23 protein-coding genes and 1 pseudogene are annotated in these 18,377 nt (G+C 37.5%); 23 read left to right on the top strand and 1 reads right to left on the bottom strand.

Annotated elements, in window-relative coordinates; translation table 11 throughout:
- The first annotated feature begins 51 nt into the window (after positions 1-51).
- The gene (locus tag HMPREF2574_RS04910; protein ID WP_070812234.1) at positions 52-963 is read left to right on the top strand and encodes a DMT family transporter; all 912 of its coding nucleotides are present in this window, start codon (positions 52-54) and stop codon (positions 961-963) included.
- 31 nt (positions 964-994) lie between these two features.
- On the opposite strand, the gene HMPREF2574_RS04905 is transcribed toward HMPREF2574_RS04910, so the two are convergent.
- The gene (locus HMPREF2574_RS04905; RefSeq protein WP_070812233.1) at positions 995-1,621 is read right to left on the bottom strand and encodes a TVP38/TMEM64 family protein; all 627 of its coding nucleotides are present in this window, start codon (positions 1,619-1,621) and stop codon (positions 995-997) included.
- Positions 1,622-1,770: 149 nt separating this feature from the next.
- Here HMPREF2574_RS04905 and HMPREF2574_RS04900 point away from each other — a divergent pair, with 149 nt between their 5' ends.
- The 22 genes and pseudogenes from HMPREF2574_RS04900 (at position 1,771) to HMPREF2574_RS04810 (ending at position 18,177) form a co-directional block, all read left to right on the top strand.
- On the top strand, positions 1,771-2,298 hold the full coding sequence (locus HMPREF2574_RS04900; RefSeq protein WP_003031000.1) for a YqeG family HAD IIIA-type phosphatase: 528 nt from the start codon (positions 1,771-1,773) through the stop codon (positions 2,296-2,298).
- Positions 2,299-2,300: 2 nt separating this feature from the next.
- Positions 2,301-3,407, top strand: a complete 1,107-nt coding sequence (gene yqeH, locus HMPREF2574_RS04895; protein ID WP_024052668.1) for a ribosome biogenesis GTPase YqeH — start codon at positions 2,301-2,303, stop codon at positions 3,405-3,407.
- A 63-nt stretch (positions 3,408-3,470) separates the two neighbouring features.
- Complete coding sequence (yhbY, locus tag HMPREF2574_RS04890; protein WP_070812232.1) at positions 3,471-3,782, top strand: ribosome assembly RNA-binding protein YhbY; 312 nt, start codon at positions 3,471-3,473, stop codon at positions 3,780-3,782.
- 12 nt (positions 3,783-3,794) lie between these two features.
- Positions 3,795-4,433, top strand: coding sequence for a nicotinate-nucleotide adenylyltransferase (locus HMPREF2574_RS04885; RefSeq protein WP_024052666.1), 639 nt, complete (start codon positions 3,795-3,797; stop codon positions 4,431-4,433).
- On the top strand, positions 4,423-5,019 hold the full coding sequence (gene yqeK / locus HMPREF2574_RS04880) for a bis(5'-nucleosyl)-tetraphosphatase (symmetrical) YqeK (RefSeq protein WP_070584636.1): 597 nt from the start codon (positions 4,423-4,425) through the stop codon (positions 5,017-5,019). Before HMPREF2574_RS04885 ends, yqeK begins: the two co-directional genes overlap by 11 nt.
- Positions 5,016-5,528, top strand: coding sequence for a cysteine hydrolase family protein (locus tag HMPREF2574_RS04875; protein ID WP_070584639.1), 513 nt, complete (start codon positions 5,016-5,018; stop codon positions 5,526-5,528). The genes yqeK and HMPREF2574_RS04875 overlap by 4 nt, the downstream gene beginning before the upstream one ends.
- Positions 5,529-5,894, top strand: a complete 366-nt coding sequence (gene rsfS, locus HMPREF2574_RS04870; RefSeq protein ID WP_070812231.1) for a ribosome silencing factor — start codon at positions 5,529-5,531, stop codon at positions 5,892-5,894.
- Positions 5,895-5,962: 68 nt separating this feature from the next.
- Positions 5,963-6,697 (top strand): class I SAM-dependent DNA methyltransferase, encoded by a 735-nt coding sequence (locus HMPREF2574_RS04865; RefSeq protein WP_003035486.1) that lies wholly within the window; start codon positions 5,963-5,965, stop codon positions 6,695-6,697.
- A gap of 156 nt (positions 6,698-6,853) precedes the next feature.
- Positions 6,854-7,846 (top strand): hypothetical protein, encoded by a 993-nt coding sequence (locus HMPREF2574_RS04860; protein WP_070812230.1) that lies wholly within the window; start codon positions 6,854-6,856, stop codon positions 7,844-7,846.
- A gap of 535 nt (positions 7,847-8,381) precedes the next feature.
- On the top strand, positions 8,382-8,642 hold the full coding sequence (locus tag HMPREF2574_RS10170) for a hypothetical protein (RefSeq protein ID WP_024052658.1): 261 nt from the start codon (positions 8,382-8,384) through the stop codon (positions 8,640-8,642).
- A complete protein-coding gene (locus HMPREF2574_RS10165) occupies positions 8,624-8,914 on the top strand; it encodes a hypothetical protein (protein ID WP_024052657.1) in 291 nt (96 codons plus the stop codon). The genes HMPREF2574_RS10170 and HMPREF2574_RS10165 overlap by 19 nt, the downstream gene beginning before the upstream one ends.
- Positions 8,895-9,365 carry a hypothetical protein gene (locus tag HMPREF2574_RS04850; RefSeq protein ID WP_024052656.1) on the top strand — a complete coding sequence of 157 codons (471 nt, stop codon included), beginning with the start codon at positions 8,895-8,897 and terminating at the stop codon, positions 9,363-9,365. Before HMPREF2574_RS10165 ends, HMPREF2574_RS04850 begins: the two co-directional genes overlap by 20 nt.
- 18 nt (positions 9,366-9,383) lie before the next feature.
- On the top strand, positions 9,384-10,475 hold the full coding sequence (locus tag HMPREF2574_RS04845; protein ID WP_070812229.1) for a nucleotidyltransferase: 1,092 nt from the start codon (positions 9,384-9,386) through the stop codon (positions 10,473-10,475).
- Between the two features lie 114 nt (positions 10,476-10,589).
- Positions 10,590-11,306, top strand: coding sequence for a YebC/PmpR family DNA-binding transcriptional regulator (locus tag HMPREF2574_RS04840; protein WP_003026093.1), 717 nt, complete (start codon positions 10,590-10,592; stop codon positions 11,304-11,306).
- A 460-nt stretch (positions 11,307-11,766) separates the two neighbouring features.
- On the top strand, positions 11,767-12,168 hold the full coding sequence (locus tag HMPREF2574_RS04835) for a helix-turn-helix domain-containing protein (RefSeq protein WP_070812228.1): 402 nt from the start codon (positions 11,767-11,769) through the stop codon (positions 12,166-12,168).
- A gap of 245 nt (positions 12,169-12,413) precedes the next feature.
- A pseudogene (locus HMPREF2574_RS10545) lies at positions 12,414-12,794 on the top strand (SulP family inorganic anion transporter).
- Between the two features lie 63 nt (positions 12,795-12,857).
- Positions 12,858-12,986, top strand: a complete 129-nt coding sequence (locus HMPREF2574_RS10865) for a hypothetical protein (RefSeq protein WP_255261429.1) — start codon at positions 12,858-12,860, stop codon at positions 12,984-12,986.
- 170 nt (positions 12,987-13,156) lie between these two features.
- Entirely contained in the window at positions 13,157-13,981 is an 825-nt protein-coding gene (locus HMPREF2574_RS04830) for an amino acid ABC transporter substrate-binding protein (RefSeq protein ID WP_049517375.1), read from the top strand.
- Positions 13,982-14,118: 137 nt separating this feature from the next.
- A complete protein-coding gene (locus HMPREF2574_RS04825) occupies positions 14,119-14,970 on the top strand; it encodes a MetQ/NlpA family ABC transporter substrate-binding protein (RefSeq protein WP_024052649.1) in 852 nt (283 codons plus the stop codon).
- Positions 14,971-15,056: 86 nt separating this feature from the next.
- On the top strand, positions 15,057-16,430 hold the full coding sequence (locus HMPREF2574_RS04820) for a M20/M25/M40 family metallo-hydrolase (protein WP_024052648.1): 1,374 nt from the start codon (positions 15,057-15,059) through the stop codon (positions 16,428-16,430).
- Entirely contained in the window at positions 16,423-17,484 is a 1,062-nt protein-coding gene (locus HMPREF2574_RS04815; RefSeq protein ID WP_024052647.1) for a methionine ABC transporter ATP-binding protein, read from the top strand. Before HMPREF2574_RS04820 ends, HMPREF2574_RS04815 begins: the two co-directional genes overlap by 8 nt.
- Positions 17,485-18,177, top strand: a complete 693-nt coding sequence (locus tag HMPREF2574_RS04810) for a methionine ABC transporter permease (RefSeq protein WP_070811336.1) — start codon at positions 17,485-17,487, stop codon at positions 18,175-18,177. It abuts the gene before it with no gap.
- Positions 18,178-18,377 lie beyond the last annotated feature (200 nt).

The following is an 18,377-nucleotide window of genomic DNA, read 5'->3' as shown; positions in this document are numbered from 1 at the left end:
CGGCTGATTTTTTTGCTATAATCATAGAATGGAAAAGTTTGGGGGTAAGATATGTCAAAAATAGCAAAAGGCACCATTTTAACCTTAGTCGCAGGAATTGCATGGGGATTATCTGGAACGAGCGGACAATACTTGATGGCGCATGGATTTTCGGTTTTAGTTTTAACAAATGTCCGACTTCTAATCGCAGGGGCTTTGTTGGTATTGTATATGGTGCTAACTAATCGTAGAAAATTGATTGAGATGATAAAAGACCCAAAGGCGATGATGCCTTTGGCACTGTTTGCTTTATTAGGATTGTTGCTTAATCAATTTGCTTATTTAAAGTCTATTTATGAAAGCAATGCAGGAACGGCTACTGTTTTACAATATGTCTGTCCGGTGGGAATCCTTGCTTACACTTGTCTCAAAGACCGTGTTTCACCTACTGTGACAGAAGTATTGTCTATGATATTAGCGGTTGGTGGAACCTTTTTGATTGCCACCCATGGACAACTCAATCAGTTATCTGTCACACCTGCAGGACTGTTCTGGGGGCTGTTTGCCGCATTCACTTACGCTTTGTATATTCTTATTCCGATTCAGCTGATAAAGACATGGGGTAGTATTCCGGTGATTGGAGTGGGCATGATGCTAGCAGGCATTGTCTTAACGCCATTTAGCGGTATTTTGCGTTTTCATTGGCAGTTGTCAATGAAAGTATATCTGGCTTTAGTGGGGATTATTTTAGTGGGGACAATCCTCGCCTATACACTGTTTCTCAAAGGAACCAGTTTAGTCGGGCCTGTGAAATCTAGCCTTCTAGCGGCTGTTGAGCCTATATCGGCTGTATTTTTCGCCTTTCTCATTATGCACGAGCAATTTTATCTCGTAGATTTTGCTGGTATGTTTATGATTTTATCAGCGGTCGCTTTGATTTCTATAAAAGATTTGATATTGGAAAAAAGAAAAGGGATCTTATAAAAAGACAGAGCTGTTTATTTCACTCTGCCTTTTATTTTGAAAATAATTGCCAAAAGAAATCAATAATATACGTCACACCGTAAGTATAAATAACTAGTGTGATTGGTTTGCATAATACAATAATTATCATATATTTTTTAAAACTCATTTTCGTAAGGGCAGCCAGCATGCAGAGAAAGTCTGCTGGGCTGATAGGCCAAATCATCATAAAGATGAAAAAACGCTCAAAACGATTGCCCTCATCCAGCCAGCCAATGTATTTGTCATAGGTGCGTTTGCTGACGACAGATTGGACAAAAGCCGGACCGTAGGTACGCGCCAGATAAAAAATAATAGCACAGCCGATGACGATACCGACATAATTATAAATGGTACCAATGATATGACCATAAATGAAGACACCAGCAACCGAAGTCAAAGCTCCAGGAATAATAGGAACAACTGTTTGTAGGATTTGCAGGAAAATAAAGAGTGGCGGTCCCCAAATGCCAGCTTGCTTAATAAAGGCTGACAGGGTTTCTTTGGATTGTAAAATGCCAGCATAATAGGCCCAGATACAGAAAATCACCGTACCAAGCGCTCCAATAATAGAAGACCAATTGATAAATTTTTGTAAAAAAGGGGAGACGGCAGCCATTTTCTTGCTCGTATTTGCCATAATGTCCTCCGTGTCAAATTCTCTATTTTAACTATAACATTTTTAAACAATTTTTGGCAAATTGTACATAAAATCGATGAAAAAATCTAGGGTGCGAAAACTCTTTTTTTATGTTAAAATAGGTAGAAGTATAATGTTTGGAGAGAAATGTGGCGATTGAAAATTACATGCCTGATTTTGCGATTGAGGCAGTTTATGATTTGACAGTTGAAAGTTTAAAAAAACACGGTATCAAGGCTGTTTTGGTGGATTTAGATAATACTCTTATCGCATGGAACAATCCCGATGGAACACCAGAAATGAAGCAGTGGCTCCATGATGTGCGCGATGCAGGGATTCGGATTATTGTGGTGTCCAATAACACTAAAAAACGAGTAAAACGAGCAGTTGAAAAGTTTGAAATTGACTATGTCTGTTGGTCTATGAAACCATTCACTTGGGGGATTGATCGGGCGCTGAAAGAATTTCATTTTGAGAAAAATGAAGTGGTCATGGTGGGAGATCAGCTCATGACTGATATTCGAGCTGCTCATAGAGCAGGAATTCGTTCGATTTTGGTCAAGCCACTGGTCGAGCATGATTCGTTAAAGACCCAGATTAACCGAGCTCGTGAGCGTCGTGTGTTGAAAAAAATCACTGAAAAATACGAACCGATTGAGTATAAAAAAGGAATTTAAACATGGAAGACATTCTTTGTATTGGGTGCGGAGCGCCGATTCAGACAAAATATAAGGATAGGCTTGGCTATACTCCTCAGTCAGCTTTGGAAAAGGGACTGGAGACGGGCGAATTGTATTGCCAGCGCTGTTTTCGTCTGCGCCACTACAACGAAATTACTGATGTGCAACTGACAGACGATGATTTTCTCAGACTTCTCCACGAAGTCGGCGACAGCAATGCTCTCGTAGTCAATGTAGTAGATATTTTTGATTTTAATGGTTCAGTCATTCCGGGTTTGCCACGTTTTGTGGCTGGTAATGATGTGCTGTTGGTCGGGAATAAAAAAGATATTCTTCCCAAGTCGGTCAAGACGAGCAAGGTTACACAGTGGCTGATGGAGCGGGCTCACGAGGAAGGACTGCGCCCTGTTGATGTAGTTTTGACTTCAGCTCAAAACAAGCAAGCGATTAAAGAATTGATTGAAAAGATTGAGCAATATCGAAAAGGTCGAGACGTTTATGTGGTCGGCGTGACCAATGTTGGTAAGTCCACACTTATCAATGCCATTATTCAGGAAATTACCGGGGATAAGGAAGTTATTACGACTTCACGATTTCCAGGGACGACACTGGATAAGATTGAAATTCCGCTGGCTGACGGCAGTCATATCTACGACACACCAGGGATTATCCACCGTCACCAAATGGCTCATTATCTGTCTGCTAAAAATCTCAAATATATCAGTCCGAAAAAGGAAATCAAGCCCAAAACTTACCAACTTAATCCTGAACAAACCCTCTTTTTAGGGGGCTTGGGACGCTTTGATTTTGTGTCGGGTGACAAACAGGGTTTTACGGCTTATTTTGACAATGAGCTCAAATTGCATCGCACCAGGCTTGCGGGAGCGGGGGAGTTTTATGAAAAGCATGTTGGCTCTTTACTAACACCGCCCTCTAAAAAAGAAGTATCAGATTTTCCTCAGTTAGTCAAACATGAGTTGAAAATTGAAGCTAAAACAGATGTAGTTTTTTCAGGCTTGGGCTGGATTCGTGTGACAGGACCAGCAAAGATTGCAGCCTGGGCACCAGAGGAAGTAGCAGTGGTTACCCGCAAAGCCATTATCTAAGAGGAAATGGCTGTTAGAAAAATAAAGAGAAGATAAACGAAATAAGAAACAAAAGAGGAATCTATGTCATTAACATCAAAACAACGGGCTTTTTTAAATAGCCAAGCTCACAGTCTCAAACCCATCATTCAGATTGGCAAAAACGGTCTCAACGACCAGATTAAAACGAGTGCCCGTCAAGCTCTAGATGCTAGAGAATTGATTAAAGTAACTCTTCTACAAAATACAGATGAAAACATCCATGAGGTAGCAGAAATTCTCGAAGAGGAAATAGGTGTGGATATTGTTCAAAAAATTGGTCGTATTTTAATTCTCTACAAACAGTCTAGCAAAAAGGAAAACCGCAAAATTTCAGTAAAGGTAAAAGAAATTTAGAGGAAGCAGCCTATGGCAATTGAATTACTGACTCCCTTCACCAAGGTGAAGTTGGAACCAGAAGTAAAAGCAAAAAAAAGAAAGCAAGTTGGGATTTTAGGTGGAAACTTCAATCCAGTCCACAATGCCCATTTGGTCGTGGCTGATCAAGTTCGTCAGCAATTATGTTTAGATCAGGTCTTGCTGATGCCTGAGTATGAGCCACCACATGTTGATAGAAAATCAACGATTGATGAGAAGCACCGACTGAAAATGCTGGAGTTGGCAATTGAAGGCATTGAAGGTCTGGGAATTGAAACCATTGAGCTGGAGAGAAAAGGGATTAGTTACACCTATGATACGATGAAATTTTTGACGGAAAAACATCCAGATACAGATTATTATTTCATCATCGGAGCGGATATGGTAGATTACCTTCCCAAGTGGCATCGGATTGACGAATTAGTCGATTTGGTTCAATTTGTTGGGGTTCAGCGCCCCCGCTATAAAGCAGGAACATCTTATCCAGTTATCTGGGTAGATGTGCCGTTGATGGATATTTCTTCGAGTATGGTTCGAGCTTTTCTGGCTCAAGGTCGGACGCCGAATTTTCTCCTACCCAAGCCAGTTTTAGACTATATTAAGAAAGAAGGGCTTTACAATGGGATATGAAACTTATGTGGGAATTTCTCGTGAGCAACTTTTAGTCAAAATGCAGCAGCTTTTACCAGAGAAACGTTTTAAACATTGTCTGGGAGTGGAACAAGCAGCGATTGACTTGGCAGAGCGCTTCGGAGTAGATGTGGAAAAAGCTGGTTTGGCAGGTCTGCTCCATGATTATGCGAAAAAGCTCTCTGACGAAGAATTTCTGGCGCTGATTGATAAGTATGCTCTGAATCCAGCGTTGAAAGATTGGGGAAATAATGTCTGGCATGGCATGGTCGGCATTTATAAAATTCAGGAAGATTTAGGGTTGACAGATCCAGAAATTTTACGAGCTATTGAGATTCATACCGTAGGTTCTGCCCAAATGTCCGATTTAGATAAGGTGGTCTACGTAGCAGACTATATTGAGCCTAATCGGAACTTTCCAGGAGTGGAGCGGGCGCGTGAAATTGCTCACGTTTCGCTCAATCAAGCTGTGGCTTATGAAACGGCACATACAGTGGAACACTTGGCACACAAGGGCTTGCCTATCTTCCTACAAACTATTGAGACTTATAATGCGTATGTCGGCTTTATGAAAGATGATAAATGAAAACAGCTCTGTTAGTGATTGATATTCAAACAGCCTTGATAGAGGCTAAACCGTATGCTGTTGATAACTGCTTGTCTGTCTGGCAAAAAGCAATCGCCACTTGTCGTGAGAAAAACATTGAGGTGATTTACGTCCGCCACAATGACGACGAATTACTGACAGGAAGCCATGGCTGGGAAATTTACGGAGCTATTGCTCCAGAAGCTGACGAGAAAATCTTTGATAAGCATTATAATAGTGCTTTTAAAGAAACTCATTTACAGACTTATCTGGATAGCCAAGCTATTGAGCGGCTGATTATCATTGGCATGGCAACGAATTATTGCATTGATACGACTGTTAAGGTGGCGTTTGAATTTGGCTATAATTTGGCAGTTGTTAAAAATGGCACGACCACCTTTGCTGAAAGAGAAATTACAGCAGAACAATTAATGCAGCACTATGAAAACACTTGGAATGGACGTTTTGCCCAAGTGGCGGACTTAGAAGAAATTTTAAAAGAGGATTAAATGGATAAAAAAGAATTACTAGAATTGGTTGTCAAGGCAGCTGATGAAAAACGAGCAGAAGACATTACTGTGCTAGATTTGCACGAATTGACGACGATGACAGACTATTTTGTCATTGCCAGCTCTATGAACAGCCGTCAACTAGAGGCTATTGCTGATAATATTCGTGAGAAAGTCACAGAAGCAGGGCAATCAGCTAGCCATGTAGAAGGAGACTCTGCTGGAGGCTGGGTACTTTTGGATCTAGGCGAGGTGGTTGTTCATATTTTTTCTGAGGAAATGCGGAATCACTACAACCTTGAAAAACTTTGGCATGAAGCAATAGGTGTTGATGTTGCTGCTTTGTTGGAAACAAATAAAGGGTAAGGCTGGGGAAATTCCTCGGCCTTTCAATGACTAGAAAGGACAAGTGCCGTTTCGGTGCGATTTAATGTATGACAACTTATGAAACCTTCGCATCAGTCTATGATGCTATTATGGATGATAATCTTTATGATAAATGGACCGATTTTTCGCTCCGCCATTTTCCAAAAAATAAGAAAAAGCTCTTAGAATTAGCTTGTGGAACAGGAATTCAATCCGTACGCTTTGCCAAAGCTGGCTTTGATGTGGCAGGACTTGATTTGAGTGACGAGATGCTTGAAATCGCTCGTAAACGTGCCAAAGAAGCAGGTGAAGCCATGGAATTCAAACAGGGGAACATGCTTGATTTATCGCATGCTGGGAAATACGACTTGGTGACTTGTTACTCTGATTCAATTTGCTACATGGCCGATGAAGTTGAAGTCGGTGATGTCTTTCAGCAAGTTTACAACTGCTTGAATGAAGGTGGCGTTTTCATCTTTGACGTGCACTCAACTTACCAAACTGATACCGTTTTTCCTGGTTATTCTTACCATGAAAATGCTGATGAATTTGCCATGGTTTGGGATACATACGCCGATGAGGCGCCCCATTCAGTTGTGCATGAGTTGACCTTCTTCTTGCAAGACGAAGACGGGCGCTTCACACGTTACGACGAAGTCCACGAAGAACGCACGTACGAAATTCTGACCTATGATATTTTACTAGAACAAGCTGGATTTAAAACTGTTAAGGTCTATGCAGATTTTGAAGACCAAGCACCAATAGAAACAAGCAAGCGTTGGTTCTTTGTGTGTGAGAAGTAGGGGGAAAGAAAGCTTCTCGAAAATGGTGGGCTTTTTCTTTTGTGATTAGTTTGCTGTGGTATAATAGAAGTATTAAGTTGAAGTAGGTATTCTCTGAATTAATTTCTATAATTATTAGCGAATTGTTGGTTGTGCACGAGTGAAAGGAATCTAGCGATGCAAGAATTAAGAATAGATAGACACGAAGCTCAATATAGATACTATATTAATAGTCTCTTAGAGTTAGACCCAACTGATAAGGAGGTTAAACTGATTTATGATATCAAATTTTTAACTCCTTTTGTAGGAGCACTAGTTGCATCCTTTTTGAATAGCCAAGAGTATCATGTGATAAGTGAAATTAATGATGAGGGAAAGCAATCAGCTAGTTATGCGAAGAATAATAATTTCTTCCATTTTGCTGAAAGTGACAAAAATATTGATAATAGAAACAAGGATTTTTCAGGTTCTTTCACTCCTATTATGAAGACACCATTGGATACTTATTATCGAGCTGAGGATAATATAGTTGAAAATGTCTCTAAAAAAATTTCTAATGTATTATCTGCTGGTAATGATAAGGTATATAGAATTTTAGAGTATATTATTTCTGAATTATTCAGAAATATTCCGGAACATTCCCAATGTCTTGAGGGGTGGCACTGCTCACAGCATTGGGTACATGATGATTATATTGAAGCCGAGATTGCTTTAATTGATTATGGAAGAGGTTTTCGAGAAAGTTTAAACTCTGCAAGTAAATTTCAAGTATTAGACGATGTTGAAGCGATACGACTAGCTTTAGAACCTGGTATAACTGCTGGTATCGTAGATAAGTCACATCTACGCGAAGGTGAAAAAACGGAATACCTTAATTCAGGTTATGGGCTATATGCTATTACAGAACTCTGTAAAGTTTTAAAAGGTCAATATGTTATTGTGTCCAGGGGGGCTATAGCAACTAAAAATGGTATTGAATATTTACGGGGAAATCTAGTCTTTCCGGGTACAGCTATTAAAATTAAATTAAGAATTCCCAATAAACTTAGCTATGATACTTTCAATTCAATATTACAAGGAATTATAAAAAAAGGTCAACATAGCTCTAAGTCAATAAAGGGAGCAATAAATATTGCTTCACCTAAGTCGAGAAGCATGGGAAATTATTAATTGATAATATTGCTTCTTTTATGCGGATACATTTATATATACTAAGGTATATGGATACTTTTTCAGTTTTTGGTACCCTGAGCGCTTTACTTAAGCAACAAAATTATTTTAGAATTGATGATATTGATATCTTTGACGGAAAAGTAGTAATTTTAGCCATTTTTTGAATTAATAAAAGAATCTTGTATGAATTTGTAAAGGAATGTTTTATGGTTAGTACCAAAGAGTTGAAATGTTATTTTTATCAATTAAATTCAAATTTTGAAATTAGACAAAAGATAAATAGCTATTTTTCAAAGTTAGCAAATCAAAAAAAATTAAAACAGAAACAATTTCTGATTTTAGCTACTATATCAAACATGATATTGTCAAAAAGGAAGAATACGTCTTATTTACAATCGCTAAAGTTGATACTCTTGAGGAAGTTAAATTAGATGATGTTGAAACTCAGGAAAGAAGTATTATTGATAAAGAAGAGACACAAGGATTAGCTAAAGATGCTCAATTTCTTTATAATTTTAAATCTGGAATATTAGTGCAAAAACGAGGTCAAGGACAAATAAATATAAAAGATTTTCAAATATTTATTTCTCAAAAACTTAATATTGACGATAGTGCATTCAAATTTTCACTTATTAAAGATGAAAATGGTTTAAAAAAACTTGATAATCTTAATCAAATTCACGACTTTGTTTTAAATGTTTCGATTCCAAAACAATTATCTCTTTTTGCAGATGATGTTGACGGCATCAATTCTGGTATAGAGTTAGCTAAAAAATGCAAGGAGACAGTGTAGATATTGCTATACATGGTGAAAGTTTATGTAAGCGAACTATAATTGATTCTGTTAAATTAGTAGGAGAATATCGTAAAAATCAAAATATGAAAGTAACCTCTCTTTCAATATATGGTGATAATGAAGTTATTGATTTGGTAAAATATAAGTTACAATATTACAAGAAATATTGTATAGATGAATTTTCGACAGAAGATATATATTCTTTTTTAGAAGAAGCATATGCCAATAAAAAAGATTATTTGAATTATTATGAAAATGAAGATAGTTAAAAGAAATATTCTAAAAATTGGTTACATAATAGTAGTTTTCTTTTTATGGAATGCCAAAGTGTATATAACTGATATAAATAATATAAAAGAAATTTCAGCAGCTTTTCAAGAAATTTTTATTTTCTTGTCAGGATCATTTTTAGCAATAGTTGGTGTAAACTCTTTTTTTCCTGAAAATAGGTTTATTAGGTCTTTGAGACAATTGAATGTAGATTTACATTTACTTAAGAAATTTATTAATTTAACGTTTTTTTCCATTGTTTTAGTTTTTTTGCCTTCTTTTTTGTTATTTTTTGATAAAAAAGATAATTCAATTTTAGGAAGAATACTGATAATTTTTGAAATAGTGGTATTTCTAATATTTTGTGTTGAATTAATTAAATTAGCAGTTCAAGTCAGAAAAATATTTAAACAAACGATTGAAGCTGAAATTACTGAAAGAAAAAAATAGTTGTAAAAGGAGCACCACATGACCATCACAGGCATTATCGCAGAATTCAATCCCTTCCACAATGGTCACAAATACTTGCTAGAGCAGGCTAAAGGTTTGAAAATTGTTGCCATGAGCGGCAATTTTGTCCAACGTGGTGAGCCTGCGATTGTGGATAAGTGGACACGCGCGGAAATGGCTCTGCGAAATGGCGCTGATTTGGTGGTTGAATTACCATTTTTGGTGGCTGTTCAGTCAGCTGACTACTTTGCACAAGGAGCAGTAGATATTTTAGAACGCCTTAGTGTGAATAAGTTGACCTTTGGCACGGAAGAGGTCTTAGATTATCAACACTTTTCACAGATTTATGGGGACAATCAACAGAAAATGGTGGACTACATACAAGATTTGCCAGATGATTTGTCTTATCCACAGAAAACGCAGAAAATGTGGGAAAAGTTTGCTGGTGTGAAATTCACAGGCAATACACCCAATCATATTTTAGGGCTTTCTTATGCCAAAGCTTGCGCGAATAATGCTATCGAGCTTCTCCCAATCAAACGTCAGGGAGCTGGTTATCATTCACAAGAAGAAAATTTAAAATACGCCTCTGCTACGGCTCTTAGAGAGCGTCTTAATTGTCCAGATTTTTTGGAGAAATTTACCCCGGCTCATGAACTGCTGATTCAGTCTCCCAAAGTGACCTGGTCAGCACTCTATCCTTTGCTGCGTTACCAGATTATCAGTCATCCCGATTTGACGAGTTTTTATCAGGTTAATCAAGAACTTGCGGTGCGCTTGCAGGAAGCAGTGAAAACTAGTTATAGCGTAGAGGAGTTGGTCGAACAAGTCGCAACCAAGCGATATACGAAAGCACGAATCAGACGAATTCTGACTTATATTTTGGTCGGTGCAAGAAATGATCAGTTGCCTAGCGGTATTCATATCTTGGGCTTTACTCAAGCAGGTCGAGAACATCTTAAAAAGATGAAAGGGAAAACAGACTTCATCAGTCGCATCGGTCAAGAACCATGGGATTCCTTAACCCAGCGAGCTGATTGTATTTATCAGCTAGGGAACGCCCAACTAGAGGGGCAGAATTTTGGGAAAATCCCGATAATAGTAGATTGATACAAAATTATTTTATAGAGATAGACATTGTCAATAATTTGCTAGTGAAATTCAACCTGACTTGTGATATAATAAGAAAGATTGAAAAAGTGAAAATCTAAAGGAGAATATCCAATGGGACGTAAATGGGCCAATATTGTGGCAAAAAAGACTGCCAAAGATGGTGCAAACTCAAAAGTTTATGCTAAATTTGGTGTTGAAATCTATGTAGCAGCTAAAAAAGGAGAGCCAGATCCAGAATCGAACTCAGCTTTGAAATTTGTTATTGAACGTGCGAAACAAGCGCAAGTGCCAAAGCATGTCATTGACAAAGCACTGGATAAGGCAAAAGGAAACACAGACGAAACCTTTACAGAGGGGCGTTATGAAGGGTTTGGACCAAATGGTTCTATGCTCATCGTTGATACACTAACTTCAAATGTCAACCGTACGGCAGCCAATGTTCGCTCTGCCTTTGGTAAAAACGGTGGAAATATGGGAGCAAGTGGCTCAGTGTCTTATATGTTTGATAATAAAGGTGTGATTGTGTTTGCAGGAGACGATGCAGATAGTGTCTTTGAACAACTGTTAGAAGCAGATGTAGACGTAGATGATGTAGAAGCAGAAGATGGAAGCATTACAGTTTATACAGCACCAACAGATTTGCACAAGGCCTTGACTGCTCTCCGTGAATCTGGTGTAGAAGAATTCCAAGTCACCGAATTGGAAATGATTCCGCAATCTGATGTGACCTTATCAGGTGAAGACTTAGAAACATTTGAAAAATTGTATGCTGTGTTAGAAGATGACGAAGATGTCCAAAAGATTTATACAAATGTAGAAGGATTTTAATAGTGAAGAAAGAGGTGCTTAGATACTCTTCTGAGCTTAAAAAGCAAATGAAGAGTCCGACAGCTACTGCGTCAAGAGTTTTTTACTAATACAGATTGAGACTGAGATAATTTTGTCCCAGTCTCTTTTTTTGTTACTTACTAATCTCTCAGTGTTTTTTAAGAAATTTAGTTATAAGACCGTAACGTAAATATGTTGAGCTAGTATCTTCTTTACTTTGATAGAGTAGATATGAAGTTTAGTAGAAAAGGTGGCTAGCTAATAATATGTAGTTGAAGAGTGAGGTTGTTTTCCAAGACTGCTTGTTGTAGCTTAGTTTATTCTAAAAATTCAAATAAGGAGCGTAAAAACAGACAAACCAGTGATAAACTATAAGTTGAGAGAAGTAAACTATTGGTCGATTGAGTTTGTAAGAAAAGGTGCTACAATATAATTAGCAAATGGAGGGAGGAAAAATCTAATGAAAAAACAAACACTAGGTATGATGATTTCATCATTAAGGAAAGCAAAAGGGATGACACAATTAGAACTGGCTGAAAAGATGGGGGTCACTGATAAGGCTGTTTCAAAATGGGAAAGAGATTTATCCTATCCAGATATTAATACCATTCCTAAATTAGCAGACCTGTTTGATACATCGGTAGATGAGCTGATGCAAGGACAGATAGTGATGAAAGAAAACAAGAAAAATAGAAAATCTGATATTGTTGACACCGTGTTGAGAGGACTTGGAGTAGCCATGGGGATTGTTGTAGTGGTTTTATCTGCTTTAGGAAAAGTGGACACTAAGGCTGCACTGACAATGCTTGGACTTGGTTTAGCCAGCCTTTCTATCTCCTCACTAAAGGATAGAAACGAATGAGAATAATTGTTAAAGGCGTTGGTGAAATAACTATCGCCTTTTCTGGTAAGTTTTCATATTCAGGTCATCTAGAGATTTTACATGGGGTTATATTACAATGGTAATAAGATTCTCGCAAGCGTCTGGGAACAGGGAAAAAGAGGAGGGGAAAATGGACGCTTTTAAGCATATCAATCCTAAGTTTTTAGTATGGTAAAGAATTATTCGGGTGCACAATTTGTCAAAGACCTTGTAGCTAGATTATCGTGGCAATTATTGCCTTACCATTGTCAATTGCTTTAGCGATTGTTTCGAGGGTCAATCCAGAGCAAGATCTTTATACAGCTGTTGTAGTTGGTTTTTTCATTCCCTTTTTTAGGTGGGAGTCGTGTTCAGATTGGTGAACTAATAGCTATTTTGTTGTTATCATTTATGGAATTATTGCGCAGTACGGTCTATCTGGTCTAACAGTGGCTACTTTCTTAGCTGGTCTAATGATCATCGGTGTGGGTTTGTTGCATTTTGGTGACCTGATTAAATTTATTTCAAAGACCATCACGGTTGGATTTACCCTTGGAATAGCCGTTAGAATCATCGTTGGACAAATCAAGGACTTATTTTGTCTGAACAAGGTAAAAATGTCTTAATTCTTCGTATGCGCAGTGTGTCTGCAATGGATATTTCGGGATTGGATGCTCTTGAAGAGATCCTTGGCAAATGTCAACGAACAACCTTACCATGTCATGGAAAAAGCAAGCTTTATTGATAGAGTTGGTGCAGACAACTTTTGTGCTAATATTGATGTCGCTTTAACGCGCGCAGCTAGTTTAGAAAAGTAATTGAGTTTTCCACTATTCGTCAAATGTATCAATGTTTGGTAAAAATCGGATTTCGTTTAGCTCTACTTGATAAAGAAAATCTATCACTTTGATAAAACTCAAATAATAGTCAAGAAGGAAAATATTTGATATGATAGGATTTATCTTAATGAAAGAGGTTATGTAGGAATATGAAAAAAGTATTGAAATACTCTTCTTTAGTCGCTCTTGGATTTTTAACAGCAGGAATGTTAGCAGCGTGCTCTAATTCAAAGTCAGCTACTTCATCTGGGAAAACGGAAGTCAAAGTTGCAACGAATGCTTCACCCAAACCATTTAACTATGAAGAAAATGGTAAATTAACAGGTTATGAAATCGAAGTAGTTCGTGCAATCTTCAAAGATTCTGACAAATACAAGGTAAAATTTGAAACAACAGAGTGGTCAGGTATTTTCGCTGGTCTGGATAGTGATCGCTACAAAATGGCGGTCAACAATATCAGCTATACAAAAGAACGTGCAGGAAAGTATTTGTATGCAGCTCCAACTGCTAAAAATCCAAACGTTTTAGTGGTGAAAAAATCTGATAAAAGCATTCAATCGCTGGATGATATTGGTGGTAAAACAACAGAAGTCGTACAAGGGACAACGACTGCCGCACAATTAGAAAAATACAATCAAGCACATGCTAACAATCCAACAAAAATTAGCTATACAAAAGCGGATTTTCAACAAATTATGAGCCATTTAAACGATGGAAAGTTTGATTATAAGATTTTTGATAAAATCGGTGTTGAAACAGTCATTAAAAATCAAAAACTGGACAACTTGAAAGTGATTGATTTACCAAGTGATCAACAACCTTATGTTTATCCGCTTTTAGCAAAAGGACAAGATGAGTTGAAAACATTTGTTAATAAGCGCATTCAAGAGTTGTATAAAGACGGAACTCTGGAAAAATTATCCCAAAAATTCTTTGGTGGTAGTTACTTGCCAGCTGAAGCAGATGTGAAATAAGAAAATGAAAAGCTAGCTGGTTTTCTTACAAAAATAGTTATAGTTTATAACTATACCCTTTGTTATGAAATAACAATTTGTCAATCAGCTAAATATGTGCGATACTATTTTCATAAGATTTTTAAAGGAGACAGAAAATGAAATTAAAAAAATGGTTTGGAATAACAGCTCTAGCATCTGCAGCAGTGATTGGTTTAGCAGCTTGTGGTTCAGGAAATAAAAGTGATAACGCCAAAACGGTTAAGATTGGTGTGATGACAAAGAGTGACTCAGAAGAAAAACGTTGGGACAAGATCCAAGAATTGTTGAAAAAAGACAATATTAAATTGGAATTTACAGAATTTACGGACTACTCGCAACCAAATAAAGCAGTTGCTGATGGTGCAGTGGATATCAATGCTTTCCAACATTACTATTTCTTGAACAATTGGAACAAGGAAAACAAGCAAGACTTAGTCGCAGCTGCTGAAACTTATATCTCACCCATTCGTCTCTACTCTGGTACCAAAAATGGAAAAAATAAATATACAAAAGTAGACCAAATTCCAAATGGTGCAGAAATTGCAGTTCCAAATGATGCGACAAATGAAAGTCGGACGCTTAATTTATTACAATCTGCAGGATTGATTAAATTAGACAAGTCTGGAAATGAATTGGCAACTGTGGCAAATATCAAAGAAAATCCGAAAAAATTGAAAATTACAGAATTGGATGCTAGTCAAACAGCTCGCTCATTGACTTCAGTAGATGCAGCCGTTGTAAACAATACATTTGTAACAGAAGCAAAATTGGACTATAAAAACGCTTTGTTCATTGAACCAAAAGATAAAAATTCAAAACAATGGTTTAATATCATTGCAGCCAAAAAAGATTGGGAAAAATCTTCAAAAGCCGATGCCATTAAAAAAATCATCAAAGCTTGCCATACAGATGAAGTGAAAAAAGTGGTTGAAGAAACATCAGATGGCTTAGACCAACCAGTTTGGTAATCTTGATTCTATTAGCTGTAGTTCAGTCTAAAAACTCAGTTGGTAATTCCAACTGAGTTTTGTCGCCATTTCTATGAGGAGAAAAGATGACATTTTCAAGTGAAGAAGAACAAATTAAAAGATTTGAAGAGGATATGGTGGCACAAGACTATATTGCCGTTTTACGGGCGTTGATTGCTAAAAAATCAATCTTCGCTCAACAAGTCGGTTTACAAGAAGTTGCTGCTTATCTGAAAGAAATTTTTACAAAAGCTGGTGCAGAGGTGGAATTAGATGAAAGCTATACAGCGCCATTTGTGATAGCAACATTTAAAAGTCAGAATCCAACAGCTAAGACAATTATTTTTTACAACCATTATGATACAGTTCCGGCAGATAGTGATCAAATTTGGACAGATGATCCGTTCACTCTATCTATTCGGGATGGTAGTATGTATGGTCGTGGAGTCGATGATGATAAAGGGCATATTATCGCACGTTTGACGGCTGTTCAAAAGTATTTACAAAAGCATAAGAGTTTGCCTGTCAATGTCATTTTTATGATGGAAGGAGCAGAAGAGTCTGCTTCGGTTGATTTAGAGAAATATCTAGAGAAACACAAATCTCTTCTACATGGAGCAGACCTGTTGGTTTGGGAGCAAGGAATTAAAAATTCTTTAGGTCAACTTGAAATTTCTGGCGGAAACAAAGGAATTGTGACCTTTGATATGAAGGTCCAAAGTGCGGAAGTGGATATTCATTCTAGCTTTGGTGGTGTGATTGATTCAGCTTCTTGGTACTTGTTGAACGCCCTTGCTAGCTTGAGAGGTAAGGATGGACGTATTCAGGTAGAAGAACTTTATGATCAAGTAATCGCACCTAATCAACGAGAGTTAGCTTTAGTAGAACAATACGCTCAACGCAGTCCAGAAGAAGTACAAGCTATTTATGGTTTGGAATTACCTTTATTACAAGAGGAGAAAAAAGCTTTTTTAAATCGAATTTTCTTTGAACCATCTTTGAATATTGAAGGAATTACTTCTGGTTACCAAGATCAAGGAGTGAAGACGATTCTTCCGTCAGAGGCTTCAGCAAAAGCAGAAGTTCGTTTAGTGCCAGGACTGGAACCACATAGAGTGTTAGAACTGATTCGCAAACAACTCGACAAAAATGGTTTTGATAAGGTAGAATTAGTTTATACTTTGGGAGAAATGAGCTATCGTAGTGATATGAGTGCACCGCCGATTTTAAATGTCATTGAACTAGCTAAAAAATTCTATCAAAAAGGAGTTTCTGTCTTACCAACTACAGCAGGTACAGGACCGATGCACACGGTATTTGAAGCACTTGAGGTACCAATGGTCGCCTTTGGACTTGGAAATGCGAATAGTCGAGATCATGGAGGTGACGAAAATGTACGCATTGCAGATTATTACACCCATATTGAATTAGTAGAGGAGCTGATTGCAAGTTATGAGTAAAGAAATGATTCAGTTAGATCACATTGATGTAACCTTTCAACAAAAGAAACGTCAGATTCAAGCAGTTAAAGATGTGACGATTCATATTCAAGAAAGAGATATTTATGGAATTGTCGGTTATTCTGGGGCTGGGAAATCAACCTTGGTTCGTGTCATTAACCTACTGCAAGTTCCAACGAGTGGGAAAATTATTGTAGATGATGATGTTCTTTTTGACAATAAAGTAACTTTGACAGCAGAACAGTTGCGTCGCAAACGTCAAGACATCGGCATGATTTTTCAACATTTTAATCTGATGAGTCAACTGACGGCAGAAGAAAATGTCGCTTTTGCGCTCAAACATTCTGGCTTATCAAAAGAAGAAAAGAAAGAAAAAGTGCGTACACTGTTGGAGTTGGTCGGTTTAGCAGATCGTGCTGAAAATTATCCTTCTCAGCTTTCTGGAGGGCAAAAACAGCGGGTTGCAATCGCGCGTGCCTTAGCAAATGACCCTAAAATCTTGATTTCTGATGAATCAACCTCTGCCTTAGATCCAAAAACAACTAAACAAATTTTAGCTCTTTTACAAGATTTAAATCAAAAGCTAGGATTAACAATTGTTTTAATCACCCATGAAATGCAAATTGTTAAAGACATTGCCAACCGTGTCGCAGTTATGCAGGACGGTCAATTGATTGAAGAAGGTTCTGTCTTGGATATTTTCTCTAATCCTCAGCAAGACTTAACAAAAGACTTCATTTCGACTGCAACAGGAATTGATGAAGCTATGGGCAAGATTGAGCAACAAGAAATTGTCAAACATTTGGCGAAAAATAGTCTCTTGGTGCAAATGAAGTACGCAGGAACCTCTACAGATGAACCCTTACTGAATGAAATTTACAAACATCATCAAGTTACTGCCAATATACTTTATGGGAACATTGAAATTTTAGGTGGAACGCCTGTTGGAGAACTGGTCGTTGTTTTATCTGGTGAAAAGGAAAATCTAGCAGCTGCTAAAACAGCCATTCGTGAAGCTGGTGTTCAATTGACAGTATTGAAGGGAGAAGCATAGATGGAAAATTTTATTCAAACATACTTGCCGAATGTTTATCGAATGGGTTGGAGCGGTCAAGCTGGCTGGGGAACAGCTATTCACTTGACATTGTATATGACAGTCATTTCTTTTATTATCGGCGGATTGTTAGGCTTAATTGCAGGGCTTTTTCTTGTTTTGACTGCTCCAGGAGGTGTCTTGGAAAATAAAATAGCTTTTTGGATTTTAGACAAAATCACATCTATCTTCCGTGCTATCCCATTTATTATTTTGTTAGCTGTTCTTTCACCTTTTTCACACTTGATTGTGGGGACTAGTATTGGACCAAATGCAGCTATCGTACCTCTTTCTTTTGCAGTATTTGCTTTCTTTGCTCGCCAAGTTCAAGTTGTACTCGCTGAGTTAGACGGCGGTGTTATCGAAGCAGCGCAGGCTAGCGGAGCGACTTTCAGTGATCTAGTAGGTGTCTATCTACGCGAAGGTCTGCCAGATTTGATTCGTGTGACAACAGTCACTCTCATTTCTCTCGTTGGCGAGACTGCAATGGCTGGTGCAGTCGGTGCTGGAGGAATCGGGAATGTTGCGATTGCTTATGGCTTCAATCGTTATAATAACGATGTAACGATTTTAGCAACAGTTATTATCATTGTACTTATCTTTGCCATTCAGTTTGCTGGTGATTTTTTGACTAGAAAATTAAGCCATAAATAGGATAGCTGAGATGATTGTTAGAGATAAACAATAAATATATAGAAAAATAATATAAAAGTTCTATGATAATAGGTCATAGAATTTTTATTTTATACATATTTTCTCTTTCGTATGACCAGTACAAGTATTTAGCAGTTTACAGGAGATAAGAAAGAGGAGGAAGGAAAAATTGGAAGAAAAAGTTTAAGAAAAATAAAAAA

Source organism: Streptococcus sp. HMSC034E12 (assembly GCF_001835915.1).
Lineage (GTDB): Bacteria > Bacillota > Bacilli > Lactobacillales > Streptococcaceae > Streptococcus > Streptococcus vaginalis.
This window is presented reverse-complemented; position numbering and strand designations above follow the sequence as displayed.